Here is a 12,578-nt window from a genome sequence, read left to right as displayed (position 1 = left end):
ATGAAGCACTCACACCCCGCCCACTCTCCCTTCGCGCGCAGCCTGCTGGCGCTGGCTGCCGGTCTGGCCTTGAGCAGCAGTGCCCTGGCCCAGGACGCACCCGCGCCCACCCCGGCGGCCGATGCCGCCGCCGGCACTGCCGCGGCCAAGCCGGGCGCTCCGGCCGGCCCCGAGGCCGCCCTGGAACCCAAGCCCTACGACAAGGTGATCACCAAGGAAGCCAAGACCCAGAAGGGCCTGATCACCCTGCACAGCGTCAAGCAGAAGCTGTACTTTGAGATCCCCAAGAAGCTGCTCGACAAGCAGCTGCTGATGGTGGCCAACGCCACGGCCGTACCCTCCGATGTGGACCATGTCGGCAAATCGCTCAACCAGGAGGTGGTGCGTTTCAGCCTCAAGGGCAACAAGGTCTACTTCCATGCGGTGGACCATGCCTATGTGTCCGAGGCCTCGCGGCCCAATGCCCAGGCGGTGCGCGATTCGCAGCGCGATGCCATCCTGCTGGCCTTCAATGTCGAGAGCTTTGCGGCCGATGGCGCGCCGGTGATCGAGGTCGGCCGCCTGTTCACGTCCGAGGTCGGGGATTTCACGGCCCGCCGCCTGATCCAGGGCACTTCGCTCGATGCCTCGCGCAGCTTTGTGGAAAGCAGCCGTGCCTTCCCGGGCAGCCTGCGCATCGACGCGGTTCACACCTACACCGCGCCGGCGATGGTGCAAACGCCCGTGGGCCCGATGAAGGCGCCGCCGCATTTCCCGGCTCGCTCGGCCAGCATGAACCTGGCCTACAGCCTCGTGGAGCTGCCGGAACAAGCCATGATGCCGCGCCTGATGGACGATCGCATCGGCTACTTTTTTGTCAGCCGCACCGACTTTGGCAGCGACCGCCATGGCGTCGAGCGCGAGCGACTGATCACTCGCTGGCGCCTGGAAAAGAAGGACCCGGCGGCGGCCCTGAGCGAGCCGGTCAAGCCCATCGTCTGGTACATCGACAAGAGCACGCCCACCGCCCTGGTGCCCTACGTCAAGAAGGGCATCGAGGCCTGGAATGTGGCCTTCGAGGCCGCCGGCTTCAAGAACGCGGTGCAGGCCCGGCTCTTCCCGAGCAAGCAAGACGACCCCGAGTTCGACCCCGAAGACGTGCGCTACAGCATCATCCGCTGGGTGCCCTCGTCCATCCCCAATGCCTATGGCCCGCACCTCAGCGACCCGCGCAGCGGCGAGATACTGAATGCCAACATCGTGATGTATCACAACATCCAGAAGATCCTGCGTGACTGGTACATCAGCCAGGCCGGTGCCGTCGATCCGCGCGCCCAGCAGCTGCCTCTGCCCGACGACTTGATGGGCGATCTGGTGGCCTATGTGGTGACGCATGAAGTCGGCCACTCGCTGGGCTTTCAGCACAATATGAAGGCCAGCTCGCAGTACCCCTTCGAGAAGCTGCGCGATGCGAAGTGGCTGGCCACCATGGGCCATGTTTCCTCCATCATGGACTACAGCCGCATGAACTATGTGGTCCAACCCGAGGACAGGATTGACCCGGCCCTGCTGATCCCCAAGGTTGGCCCCTACGACATCTACGCCACCAAGTGGGGCTACACCCCCATCCCCAACGCGAGCACGCCGGCTGCCGAGAAGCCGGTGTTGGACGCCTGGGCGCGCGAGCAAGATGGCAAGCCCTGGCTGCGCTTCCAATCGCCCAAGGGTGAAGGCGACTACGGCGTGGTGATGGAGGCCGTGGGCGATGCCGACGCGGTGCGCGCGACCGAGCTGGGCACCAAGAACCTGCAGCGCATCGTCAAGAACCTGCCCAAGATGACCCTGCGCGCCGGCGAGAGCGACCGCGATCTGGAAGAGCTGTACAAGGCCGTTTGGGGTCAGTGGCGCAATGAGCTGGGCCATGTGGCCGCGCTGGTGGGCGGTTATGACTACCAGAACAAGCATGGCTCGCAGGTCGGGGCCATCAGCCAGCCGGCCAACAAGGCCCAGCAGGCGCGTGCCGTGGCTCTGATCAACGAGCTGTTGTTCAAGACGCCGAGCTGGTTGTTCGAGCCTGCCGTGGTGGAGCGCCTGACGCCCACCCTGCCCAGCGGTGCGCTCTTGAACCTGCAGCGCGGCATGCTCAGCCATCTGCTGGATCGCTCGCGCCTGGTGCGCTTGCAAGGTCAGGAGAGCGCGCTCGGCGAGCGCGCCTACCGCGTCGAGCAGCTGCTGGCCGATCTGCGCGGCGGTGTCTTTGGTGAGCTGGCCCAGGGCAGCAGCCCGCTGGCGGCGCGCCGCAATCTGCAGCGCTCTTATGTCGAGTTGCTGGCCTCACGCCTCGGTGAAGGCGCCGGCATGGACGATGGCCGCGCCCAGATTCGGGCTGAGCTCAAACGTCTGAGCCAGCGCTTCGCCAGCGCCGCCGGCAGCGCCCGCGAAAGCACGGCCCGTGGCCACTGGGCCGAGCTGGCCGATGTCAGCGCCAAGGCACTGGACCCGCTTCAAGCGGCTCAGGCCAAGGGCAATGCCTCGGGCCGCGCCTGGACCGAAGACGCCGCTGCGGCCTGCTGGCAGGATTTGACAGCCGTGGGCTTCTGGCCGGATTCACCGGCTCAGAGCCTGGGCCACCGGCACTGAGGCACGGCACGCCGGCCCTATCGGCGCGCTGAAGGGACCGGGTCAGCCCCGGGCCCCTCAGCGCAGCGCCAGATCCGCCACCGTGCCCGCGAACACCGCCAGGCCGACCCAGTGGTTCTCGCGGAAGGCCTTGAAGCAGCCCTCGCGGCTGCGGTCCTTGATCAGGCTGTAGTGCCAGACCACTTGCGCCGCCGCCACGGCCATGCCGAGCAGAAAGACGCGGCCCAGGCCCAGGCGCAGGCCCAGGGCCGTCCAGGCAGCCAGGTAGATGGCGTAGAAGGCCATCACGCCGGCCACATCGAAGCGGCCCAGCGTCAGGGCCGAGGTCTTGATGCCGATGCGGATGTCGTCGTCGCGGTCGACCATGGCGTACTCGGTGTCGTAGGCCAGCACCCAGAACAGATTGGCCACCAGCAGGGCCCAGGCCGAGAGCGGCACGGCGGCGTTGATGGCGGCCAGGCTCCATTCGGTGCCTCCCAGGGCGGCCGAGAAGGCCATGGGGATGCCGAAGCTGAAGGCCACGCCCAGCACCGCCTGCGGCATGTTCAGCACCCGCTTGGCATAGGGGTAGAGCAGGGTCACGGCCAGGGCGGCGAAGGACAGCAGAATGGTCGGCGCATTGGTGGTCAGCACCAGGCCGAAAGCCAGCAGGGCAAGACCTGCCCCCAGGGCCAGGGCTTCCTTCACCGACACCGCGCCGCTGGTGACGGGGCGCTGGGCGGTGCGTTTGACGTGTTTGTCGAAATCGCGGTCGGCGACGTCGTTGACGCAGCAGCCGGCCGAGCGCATCAGCACGGTGCCGCCGATGAAGACCGCCAGCAGGTGCCAGCCCGGCCAGCCGTCGGCCGCGATCCAGAGGCTGCTGAGCGTCGGCCAGAGCAGCAGCAGCCAGCCGGCGGGCCGGTCCCAGCGGATCAGGTTCAGGTAGAGCCGAAAACGGGTAGGCGAAACGTTGGAACTCATGGCCGCGATTGTCGCCGCGGCGCTGCCCGTCTTATGCGCTGACTTCTGCGCTGTAATGTGGGTCATCCTTCCGCCGACCAAGCGGAAGCTTCATTCCTCGCCACCGGCCTGCCCATGACCCTGGAATCCCAACTTGCGGCTCTGCACCAGCCCTTGCTGCGCTTTGCGCAGCTGCAGCTGCGCCATGACAGCCTGGCCGAGGACGCGGTGTCCGAGACCTTTCTGGCCATCCTGGAGAAGCCCGAGGCCTTCGAGGGGCGCAGCTCGCTGCGGACTTACGCCACCGGCATCCTCAAGTTCAAGATCATCGACCTGCTGCGCAAGCGCGGGCGCGAGGTCCATATCGAGCCGCTCGATGAGCAGAGCATGGACGATGCACTCGACGCGCTGTTCACCAGCCACGGCCATTGGCAGGAGCCGCAGGCCGCCTGGCGCGAGCCCGAGCGGGCGCTGGAGCAGCAGCAGTTTTTCGCCACCTTGCAAGCCTGCATTGACCGCTTGCCGGCCAAGGTCGGGCGGGTCTTCATGATGCGGGAAAGCCTGGACCAGGAGGTCGAGGACATCTGCGGCGAGCTGGGCATCACCAGCAACCACTGCGGCGTGATGCTGTACCGGGCGCGCATGTCGCTGCGCGAATGCCTGGACAAGAACTGGTTCCAGGTGCAGGCATGAAGCTGATGTTCGATTGCCGCGAGGTGGCTCGCCTGATCAGCGATCGCCATGAGCAAACGCTGGAACCGAGCGCGCGCGCCCGCTTCCGACTGCATCTGGTGATGTGCCGCAACTGCCGTACGGTGGAGGAGCAGATGGCCTTTTTGCACCAGGCCATGCGCCGGCTCGGTGCGGGTGAGAGTGCAAGTGGAGGCGAGGGCGGAGGCGGACAGCCGCCCGCCGCTCAGGACTGACGCAGCTGTTGGGCTAAGGCCTCGATGTCTTGCGGCAGCAGGGCCTGTGCCTCCAGCACCTGGCGCTGTGGCCATTGCTGAAAGTTGGCGGCCTGGGAGCGTGCGTAGTGCGGGTCGTAGTGGCTGCGCATCAGCTCGGCGAACAGCGGCGCCAGGGTGGCGCTGCGCGCCCAGTCCTGCCAGCGATTGACGGTTTCATGGCCGTGGCTGGGGCGCAGTCGGTCGAGGATACGGGCCAGGCCGGCACCGTCTGCGCCCAGATAGGCGTAGTCGCGCAGCAGGAATTCCAGGCGCGCCTCTTCGCTGGCGCGCAGCTCGATGCAAGGGCTGGCGCGCATGCGCTCCAGCAGGGCTGAGGGCACCGTGATGCGGCCGATTTTGCGGCTCTCGGCTTCGATGTAGACGGGCTGGCTCAGGTCCAGGCCGGCCAAGGCGGCATACAGCGCGGTGTCGAAGGCTTTTTGCGAGGGCTGGGCCTGATCGGGCAGGTCGCCCAGCATGGAGCCCTTGTGGCAGGCCAGGCCTTCCAGATCCAGCACCTGGGCGCCTTGCCGGGCCAGGGCCAGCAGCAGCTGGGTTTTGGCGCTGCCGGTGGCGCCGCAGACCACGCGCAGCGGCAGCGCCGGGCAGCGCTGGTCCAGCGTCTCCATCACATGCTGGCGGAAGCGTTTGTAGCCGCCGGCCAGTTGCTGCGCGTCCCAGCCAACCAGGCGCAGCCACTGCACCATGGAGCCGCTGCGCAAGCCGCCGCGCCAGCAATAGACCAGCGGTTTCCAGCCGATCGGCTGATTCTTGAAGACCTCGGATTGCAGATGCCGCGCCAGATTGGCCGCCACCATGGCGCCGCCGACACGGCGCGCTTCGAAGGCGCCTTGCTGCTTGTAGAGCGTGCCGACGATGCGGCGCTCTTCGTCGTCGAGCACCGGGCAGTTGATGGCGCCGGGGATGTGGTCGAGCGCGAATTCGGCCGGCGAGCGGGCGTCGATCAGGCAGTCGAAGCGAGGCAGCTCCTCGATGCCGACCGGGCCGCGGTGGCTGCTGCTGCTGCTCATGCGGTTGCCTGACGCCGGGCTTGCGGCGTCAAGGGGGGCTGCGAGTTCATGCGTGGGCTCTTGGAATCAGATGGCGCTCAGTGTCGCATGGGCCCGGGGGGCACTTCGTCCAGACCGGCGGTGTTCACCGGCGTGGCCCGGGCCCGCAGCGCCGTCTCAGCCGTGCCGCGGAGCTCGGCTCGCGGCCCAGGCATCGAGCATGGCCAGCAGCAGGCCGGCCAGCCCGAGACTCAGACCCAGTGCCAACTTGAAAGCGAGCCGCCTGCTCGCGGGCGTTGGGGCATCAGCGCCCGGCCGGCGCCTGCCGCCGCTCCCACCAGGCCAGGGCCTCGCCGACCAGGCCGCGGCGGAAGGCCAGCACGCAGACGATGAAGATCAGGCCGGTCACCAGGCTGACCGATTCGCCCAGGCCGTTGAACCAGGCGATGCCCGAGACATCGGCCAGGGCCTTGCCCAGGTCGCCGATCTTGTTCTCCAGCGCGATGATGATGAGCGCGCCCAGCATGGGCCCGACCAGGGTGCCCATGCCGCCAACCAGGGTCATCAGGATGACCAGGCCCGAGGTGGTCCAGACCGCGTCGGTCAGGGTGGCGAAGCCCAGCACCAGGGTCTTGGTGGCGCCGGCCAGGCCGGCCAGCATGGCCGAGAGCACAAAGGCCAGCAGCTTGAAGCGGTCGACGTCGTAGCCCAGCGAAATCGCGCGCGGCTCGTTCTCGCGGATCGAGGTCAGCACCTGGCCGAAGGGCGAGTGCACGGTGCGGTAGATCAACCAGAAGCCGGCGATGAAGAGCCCCAGCACCACGTAGTACAGCGTCAGGTCACTCGCCAGATCGAGGCCCAGAAAATGGCCGCGCGGCACCGACTGCAGGCCGTCCTCGCCGCCGGTGAAAGGCGCTTGCAGGAAGACGAAGAACAGCATCTGACTCAGGGCCAGGGTGATCATCGAAAAGTAGATGCCGGTGCGGCGAATCGCCAGCAGACCAAAGATCAGGCCGACACCGCCGGCCGCCAGCATGCCGAAGAGCAAGCCCATAGGCGTGGGCAGGCCCCAGACCTTGAGTGCATGGCCGGCGCCGTAAGCGGCGGTGCCGAGAAAAGCCGCATGGCCAAAGCTCAGCAGGCCGGTGAAGCCCACCAGTAGATTGAAGGCGCAGGCGAACAGGGCGAAGCACAGCACCTTCATCACGAAGATGGGGTAGACGCCCAGGGCCGGCAGCAGGGCGATGGCGCCGAACAGCAGGCCGTAGCCGAGCAAGGGGTTGCGGGTCGGGGTGGCGCTCATTTTTCTTTACCAAAAAGACCGGCGGGGCGGACCAGCAGGACCAGGGCCATGACGACAAAGACCACCGTGCTGGACGCCTCGGGGTAGAAGACCTTGGTCAGACCCTCGACCAGGCCCAAGCCCAGACCCGTGAGGATGGAGCCGAGGATGGAGCCCATGCCGCCGATCACGACCACTGCGAAGACGACGATGATGAGGTTGCTGCCCATCAGCGCCGTCACCTGCAGGATGGGCGCGGCCAGCACGCCGGCAAAGGCGGCCAGGGCCACGCCGCCGGCGTAGGTCAGGGTGATCATGCGCGGCACATTGATGCCAAAGGCCTGCACCAGCTTGGGGTTCTCGGTGCCGGCGCGCAGGGTGGCGCCCAGGCTGGTTTTCTCGATCAGGGCCCAGACCGCCAGGCAGACGGTGATGGAGGCCACCACCACCCAGGCGCGGTAATTGGGCAGCACCATGAAGCCCAGGTTGGTGGCGCCCTGCAAGGCCTCAGGCACCGCGTACTGCTGGCCCGAGACGCCGTAGAAGCTGCGGAAGACGCCCTCCATCACCAGGGTGATGCCAAAGGTCAGCAGCAGGCCGTAGATGTGGTCGAGCTTGTACAGCCATTGCAGCAGCAGGCGCTCGATCAAGATGCCCAGCACACCGACGAGCAGCGGCGCCAGCAGCAGCATCACCCAGTAATTGAGGCCCAGGTACTCCAGCCCCATCCAGGCCAGGAAGGCGCCCATCATGTAGAGCGCGCCATGGGCGAAGTTGATGATGTTGAGCATGCCGAAGATCACGGCCAGGCCCAGGGACAGCATCGCGTAAAACGAGCCGTTCACCAGGCCCAGCAGCAGCTGGCCCAGAAGGGCGGGCAGGGGGATACCGAAAAAGTCCGTCATGTTCTGGGCCTGTCTGCGCTCATGCTCAACAACTCGCGTGCCTTACTTCTTCACCGCCGGGCACTTTGAGTCGGCCAGCTTGGTGAAGGCTTCTTCACCGGGGATGCGGGTCACGACCTTGAAGTAATCCCAGGGTTCCACGGAGTCCTTCTGCGACTTGACCTGCAGCAGGAACATGTCGTGGACGAAGCGGCCGTCTTCCTTGCGGATCTGGCCCTTGGAGAAGAAGTCGTTGATGGGCGTGGCCTTCATCTGCGCGATCACCTTGTCGGCGTCGTCGGTCTTGGTGGCTTCCACGGCCTTGAGGTAGTTCCAGGCGGCGGAGTAGTCGGCCGCTTGCAGCGAGGAGGGCATGCGCTTCATCTTCTCGAAGAAGCGGCGGCTCCAGGCACGTGCCTCGGGCGTCTGGTTCCAGTACCAGCTGTCGGTCAGGTACATGCCTTCGGTGGTCTTCAGGCCCAGGGAGTGGATGTCGTTGATGAACATCAGCAGACCGGCCAGCTTCATGGTCTTGGTGACGCCGAACTCGTTGGCGGCCTTGACCGCATTGATGGTGTCGCCGCCGGCATTGGCCAGGCCCAGGATCTGTGCGCCCGAGCCCTGGGCTTGCAGCAGGAAGGAGGAAAAATCGCTGGCATTGAGCGGGTGCTTGACGCTGCCCACCACCTTGCCGCCGCTCTTGGCCACCACCGCGGCTGTGTCGGCCTGCAGCGAGGCGCCGAAGGCATAGTCGGCGGTCAGGAAGTACCAGCTCTTGCCGCCGCCCTTGGTCACGGCCGCGCCGGTGCCGTTGGCCAGGGCCACGGTGTCGTAGGCGTAGTGGATGGTGTAGGGCGAGCAGTCCTCATTGGTCAGGCGGGCCGAGCCGGCGCCGATGACGATGAAGGGCTTTTTCTTCTCGGCCGCGATCTTGGCCATGGCCAAGCTGGCGCCCGAGTTGGTGCCGCCGATCAAGAGGTCCAGGCCCTGGGTGTCGATCCACTCGCGCGCCTTGCTGGCGGCCACGTCGGCCTTGTTCTGGTGGTCGGCGAAGATCAGCTCGATCTTCTTGCCGGCGACCATGCCCTTCATATCGGCGATGGCCATCTTGATCGCTTCGACGCCGCCAGCGCCGTCGATGTCCGCATACACGCTGGACATGTCGGTGATGATGCCGATCTTGACCACATCACCGGAAATTTGCGCCTGGGCGGCGCTGCCGCAGGCCAGCAGGCTGGCCAGTGCGACATGCTTGAATTTGATGGACTTCATGGACGGTCTCCTTTTATGGGGTCGATGGATCAAGGGTTCACACACTCAACAATTCGTCCAGCTTGGCCTGCTGCGCGGCCAGCTCGGAAGCGGGGAAAGACGCCACCACCTCGCCGTGCTCGACGACGATGAAGTGGTCGGCCAGCGGCGCGGCAAAGCGGAAGTTCTGCTCCACCATGACGATGGTGAAGCCCTGGGCCTTGAGCGTGGTGATCATGCGCGCCAGGGCCTGCACGATCACCGGGGCCAGGCCTTCGGAGATCTCGTCCAGCAGCAGGATGTCGGCGCCGGTGCGCAGGATGCGGGCCACGGCCAGCATCTGCTGCTCGCCGCCCGAGAGCCGCGTGCCCGGGCTGTTCCGGCGCTCGGCCAGATTGGGGAACATCTCGTAGATCTGCGCTTCCGTCATGGGCGTGGCGCGGCCACCGCTGAGGCGCGGCGGCAGGCGCAGGTTTTCCTCGGTCGTCAGCGAGGCAAAGATGCCGCGCTCCTCCGGGCAGTAGCCCAAGCCCAGGTGGGCGATGCGGTGGGTGGGCAGGGCGATGGTCTCCTCGCCGTGCACGCGGATCGAACCCTGGCGCCGCCCGGTCAGGCCCATGATGGCGCGCAAGGTGGTGGTGCGGCCGGCGCCGTTGCGGCCCAGCAGGGTCAAGACCTGACCCCGCTGCACGGACAGATGGATGCCATGCAGGATGTGGCTCTCGCCATACCAGGCGTGCAGGTCCCGGATCTCCAATGCAGTGTCGGCCGAGCTCATGCGTGTGCTCCCTGCAACTCGGTCGCCTCGGTGCCCATATACGCCTCCAGCACGGCGGGGTGGCGCGAGACTTCGGTGTAGTCGCCCTCGGCCAGCACCGAGCCGCGCGCCAGCACGGTGATGCGGTCGGCAATGGTGCTGACGACCTTCATATTGTGTTCAACCATCAGCACGGTGCGGCCCTCGGCCACGCGTTTGATCAGGGCGGTGACACGGTCCACATCCTCGTGGCCCATGCCCTGGGTCGGCTCGTCCAGCAGCATCAGCGCCGGCTCCATGGCCATGGTGGTGGCGATCTCGAGCGCGCGCTTGCGGCCGTAGGGCAGGTCGCCGGCCTTGAGGCTGGCCATCTCGCGCAGGTCCACCAGTTCCAGCAGGGCGAGCACGCGCGCGTCCAGTTGCTTCAGGCCGGTCAGGCCCTTCCAGAAATGGAAGCTGGTGCCGGTGAAGCGCTGCAGGCCGATGCGCACGTTCTCCAGCACCGTCAGGTGCGGAAACACGGCCGAGATCTGGAAGCTGCGGATGACGCCGCGCCGCGCAATTTCGGCCGGCCGCTCGCCGGTGATGTCCACCCCGTTGAACAGGATCTGGCCGCGCGTCGGTTCCAGGAACTTGGTCAGCAGATTGAAGCAGGTGGTCTTGCCCGCCCCGTTGGGGCCGATCAAGGCATGGATGGCGCCGCGCGCGACTTGCAGGTTCACCCCGTCCACGGCGGTGAAGCCTTTGAAGTCCTTGCTCAGACCTCGCGTTTCAAGAATCAGTTCGCTCATCGTCAGACGTTCGCCGGTTCATGGGACGAATCAAGCGTAGCAGCAGAGTGCCCAGCTGCCGATGAAGCCGGGGGGCTGCACGCTGCGGACATACCCGCATGCCGGCTCATGCGGCCACCCCGTCGGCGCGCAGAAAGCGCTCCACCAGGTCCAGCTGCTCCGGCACATTGAGGGCGGGCGCATGGCCGCAGCCGGGGATGGTGACCACGGCCGCGGCCGGGCCGCGCTCGCGCATGGCCTGCACCGTGCTTTCCAGCAGCAGGTCGGAATGCTCGCCGCGCAGGCACAGCACCGGCAAGGCCAGGCTGTCCCAGGCGTCCCAGAGCAGGTAGTCGTCCGGGTGGTGGGTGAACTGCAGGGCCATGGCCGGGTCGTAGTGCGGGGTGACCCGGCCATCGGGCAGGCGGCGCACCGAGGTCTCGGTCAGCTGCCGCCACTGCTCGTCGCTGAGCCAGCCATAGGGTTTGTAGACGCTGCGGAAGTACTGCTCCAGCTCGCTGACGGTGGCAAAGGCCGCCGGCTGGCCGGCATAGCTGCGGATGCGCTGCAGCGCTTCCTCGGCCAGCTGCGGGCCGTTGTCGTTGAGTACCAGGCGGCGGATGCGGCCGCGCAGACGGGTGGCCGCCGCCAGCGTGCCGATGGCGCCGCCCATGGAGGTGCCAACCCAGTGGAAGTCTTTCAGGCCCAGCTGGTCCACCAGGGCCGTGGCCTGTTGCACATAGAAAGCCAGGCAGTACTCGGTGGCCGGCGCCGGGCTCCACTCGGAGAGGCCGCGGCCGAGGGTGTCCGGGCAAATGACGCGGTAATGCGTGGACAGGTGGCGGGCCAGCTCGTCCATGTCGCGGCCGGTGCGGGCCAGGCCGTGCCAGGCGATCACGCATTCACGGTGCTCGCTGCCCCATTCGGTGTAGTGCAGCTCGCGGCCTTCGCAGCGCAGGTAGTGGGAGCTGGGGTTCATGATGAGGACACCTCCGCCGATGTGGCTGTCTGCTTGTGAGCCCGCAGTGCCGCCGCCAGGCGAAGGCGCCCGACGATGCCGCTGGGGAAGTGGTACACGGCCAGCACGAAAAGAATGCCCAGCCAGAGCAGCCAGCGGTCCGGCGACACCAGTTGCGAGAGCAGGGGCACGCCCTGCAGCGCGCCTTCGCCCAGGCGCAGCAGGTCTTGCAGATAGTTCTGCGCCAGCACGAACACCAGGCTGCCCAGCACCGCGCCGTAGATGGTGCCCATGCCGCCGATGACGACGATGAGCAGGATGTCCAGCATGATTTCAAAAGACATGGCCGTGTCCGGCCCGGCGTAGCGCAGCCAGATGGCCAGCAAGGCGCCAGCGCTGCTGGCGAACAGGGCCGCCAGCACATTCGACAAGGTGCGGTAGACGACGGTGCGGTAGCCGATGGCCTCGGCCCGGAACTCGTTCTCGCGGATGGCTTGCAGCACGCGGCCAAATGGCGAGTTGACGATGCGCAGCAGCAGCAGCACCAGGCCCAGCACGGCGAAGAACAGCAGGTAGTAGCTGAGCAGGCGGCCGTCAATCGTCACGCCCAGCAGCGGCTCTTCCAGGTACTCGGTCGAAGCTTGCAGGGCGGCGGGCAGCTTGAAGTTCAGGCCGTCCTCGCCGCCGGTGAAGTCAGACAGCTGCGAGGCCAGGGTCAGAAAGGCCGAGGCCACGGCCAAGGTGATCATGGCAAAGAAGATCGCCTTCACGCGCAGGCTGAACAGCCCGATCACCAGGCTCAGCAGCAGGGACAAGGCCAGGCCGGCCGCCCAGCCCGTGGCCAGCGCCGGCCAGCCCGCGCCCATGCGGCTGCTGGCGATGGCAATGCCGTAGGCGCCGATGCCGAAGAACATGGTGTGGGCAAAGCTGACGATGCCGGTGTAGCCCAGCAGCAGGTCGTAGCTGGCCACCAGCACGATGAAGACCAGCACTTTCGCCGCGACATTGAGCGCCTTGGTCGAGGGGAAGATGAAGGGCAGCAGGGCCAGGCCCAGCACGCTCAGGCTCAGCAGCAGGGCCAGCCAGCGGCTGCGCGGCAGGTCGTGGGACAGGAGGTTCTTGAGGGAGAAGGTGGAATGCATGGCTTGAGGTCCCTGG

Annotated in this window: 12 protein-coding genes; 3 read left to right on the top strand and 9 right to left on the bottom strand. The window is 66.8% G+C overall.

The window, feature by feature from the left end; genetic code table 11:
• Complete coding sequence (locus ACQY39_RS03055; protein ID WP_428503423.1) at positions 1 to 2,619, top strand: zinc-dependent metalloprotease; 2,619 nt, start codon at positions 1 to 3, stop codon at positions 2,617 to 2,619.
• 57 nt (positions 2,620 to 2,676) lie between these two features.
• On the opposite strand, the gene ubiA is transcribed toward ACQY39_RS03055, so the two are convergent.
• Positions 2,677 to 3,582 (bottom strand): 4-hydroxybenzoate octaprenyltransferase, encoded by a 906-nt coding sequence (gene ubiA, locus ACQY39_RS03050; RefSeq protein WP_428503422.1) that lies wholly within the window; start codon positions 3,580 to 3,582, stop codon positions 2,677 to 2,679.
• 114 nt (positions 3,583 to 3,696) lie between these two features.
• On the opposite strand from ubiA, the gene ACQY39_RS03045 reads away from it, so the two are divergent.
• Both ACQY39_RS03045 and ACQY39_RS03040 read left to right on the top strand, forming a co-directional pair.
• Complete coding sequence (locus ACQY39_RS03045) at positions 3,697 to 4,254, top strand: sigma-70 family RNA polymerase sigma factor (protein ID WP_428503421.1); 558 nt, start codon at positions 3,697 to 3,699, stop codon at positions 4,252 to 4,254.
• A complete protein-coding gene (locus ACQY39_RS03040) occupies positions 4,251 to 4,487 on the top strand; it encodes a zf-HC2 domain-containing protein (RefSeq protein ID WP_428503420.1) in 237 nt (78 codons plus the stop codon). The genes ACQY39_RS03045 and ACQY39_RS03040 overlap by 4 nt, the downstream gene beginning before the upstream one ends.
• Here the strand turns inward: ACQY39_RS03040 and mnmH are convergent.
• The 8 genes from mnmH to ACQY39_RS03000 form a co-directional block, all read right to left on the bottom strand.
• Complete coding sequence (gene mnmH, locus ACQY39_RS03035) at positions 4,478 to 5,539, bottom strand: tRNA 2-selenouridine(34) synthase MnmH (RefSeq protein ID WP_428503419.1); 1,062 nt, start codon at positions 5,537 to 5,539, stop codon at positions 4,478 to 4,480. The genes ACQY39_RS03040 and mnmH overlap by 10 nt on opposite strands.
• Positions 5,540 to 5,822: 283 nt before the next feature.
• Entirely contained in the window at positions 5,823 to 6,821 is a 999-nt protein-coding gene (locus ACQY39_RS03030) for a branched-chain amino acid ABC transporter permease (RefSeq protein ID WP_428503418.1), read from the bottom strand.
• On the bottom strand, positions 6,818 to 7,705 hold the full coding sequence (locus tag ACQY39_RS03025) for a branched-chain amino acid ABC transporter permease (RefSeq protein WP_428503417.1): 888 nt from the start codon (positions 7,703 to 7,705) through the stop codon (positions 6,818 to 6,820). Before ACQY39_RS03025 ends, ACQY39_RS03030 begins: the two co-directional genes overlap by 4 nt.
• A 42-nt stretch (positions 7,706 to 7,747) precedes the next feature.
• Positions 7,748 to 8,956: an ABC transporter substrate-binding protein gene (locus ACQY39_RS03020; RefSeq protein ID WP_428503416.1), complete on the bottom strand. Its 1,209-nt coding sequence runs from the start codon at positions 8,954 to 8,956 to the stop codon at positions 7,748 to 7,750.
• 37 nt (positions 8,957 to 8,993) lie between these two features.
• Positions 8,994 to 9,713, bottom strand: a complete 720-nt coding sequence (locus ACQY39_RS03015; protein ID WP_428503415.1) for an ABC transporter ATP-binding protein — start codon at positions 9,711 to 9,713, stop codon at positions 8,994 to 8,996.
• Complete coding sequence (locus ACQY39_RS03010) at positions 9,710 to 10,483, bottom strand: ABC transporter ATP-binding protein (protein WP_428503414.1); 774 nt, start codon at positions 10,481 to 10,483, stop codon at positions 9,710 to 9,712. The genes ACQY39_RS03015 and ACQY39_RS03010 overlap by 4 nt, the downstream gene beginning before the upstream one ends.
• 106 nt (positions 10,484 to 10,589) lie before the next feature.
• Positions 10,590 to 11,441 carry an alpha/beta fold hydrolase gene (locus ACQY39_RS03005; RefSeq protein WP_428503413.1) on the bottom strand — a complete coding sequence of 284 codons (852 nt, stop codon included), beginning with the start codon at positions 11,439 to 11,441 and terminating at the stop codon, positions 10,590 to 10,592.
• Positions 11,438 to 12,562: a branched-chain amino acid ABC transporter permease gene (locus tag ACQY39_RS03000; protein ID WP_428503412.1), complete on the bottom strand. Its 1,125-nt coding sequence runs from the start codon at positions 12,560 to 12,562 to the stop codon at positions 11,438 to 11,440. Before ACQY39_RS03000 ends, ACQY39_RS03005 begins: the two co-directional genes overlap by 4 nt.
• Positions 12,563 to 12,578: the final 16 nt, after the last annotated feature.

It is taken from the genome of Roseateles sp. (assembly GCF_965262435.1).
GTDB lineage: Bacteria > Pseudomonadota > Gammaproteobacteria > Burkholderiales > Burkholderiaceae_C > Paucibacter_A.
This window is presented reverse-complemented; position numbering and strand designations above follow the sequence as displayed.

Coding starts and splice junctions, on each gene's coding strand:
- ACQY39_RS03000 (WP_428503412.1), bottom strand. CDS start 12,562: ATGCATTCCACCTTCTCCCTCAAGAACCTCCTGTCCCACGACCTGCCG.
- ACQY39_RS03040 (WP_428503420.1), top strand. CDS start 4,251: ATGAAGCTGATGTTCGATTGCCGCGAGGTGGCTCGCCTGATCAGCGAT.
- ACQY39_RS03025 (WP_428503417.1), bottom strand. CDS start 7,705: ATGACGGACTTTTTCGGTATCCCCCTGCCCGCCCTTCTGGGCCAGCTG.
- ACQY39_RS03030 (WP_428503418.1), bottom strand. CDS start 6,821: ATGAGCGCCACCCCGACCCGCAACCCCTTGCTCGGCTACGGCCTGCTG.
- ACQY39_RS03020 (WP_428503416.1), bottom strand. CDS start 8,956: ATGAAGTCCATCAAATTCAAGCATGTCGCACTGGCCAGCCTGCTGGCC.
- mnmH (WP_428503419.1), bottom strand. CDS start 5,539: ATGAGCAGCAGCAGCAGCCACCGCGGCCCGGTCGGCATCGAGGAGCTG.
- ACQY39_RS03005 (WP_428503413.1), bottom strand. CDS start 11,441: ATGAACCCCAGCTCCCACTACCTGCGCTGCGAAGGCCGCGAGCTGCAC.
- ACQY39_RS03055 (WP_428503423.1), top strand. CDS start 1: ATGAAGCACTCACACCCCGCCCACTCTCCCTTCGCGCGCAGCCTGCTG.
- ACQY39_RS03010 (WP_428503414.1), bottom strand. CDS start 10,483: ATGAGCGAACTGATTCTTGAAACGCGAGGTCTGAGCAAGGACTTCAAA.
- ACQY39_RS03045 (WP_428503421.1), top strand. CDS start 3,697: ATGACCCTGGAATCCCAACTTGCGGCTCTGCACCAGCCCTTGCTGCGC.
- ubiA (WP_428503422.1), bottom strand. CDS start 3,582: ATGAGTTCCAACGTTTCGCCTACCCGTTTTCGGCTCTACCTGAACCTG.
- ACQY39_RS03015 (WP_428503415.1), bottom strand. CDS start 9,713: ATGAGCTCGGCCGACACTGCATTGGAGATCCGGGACCTGCACGCCTGG.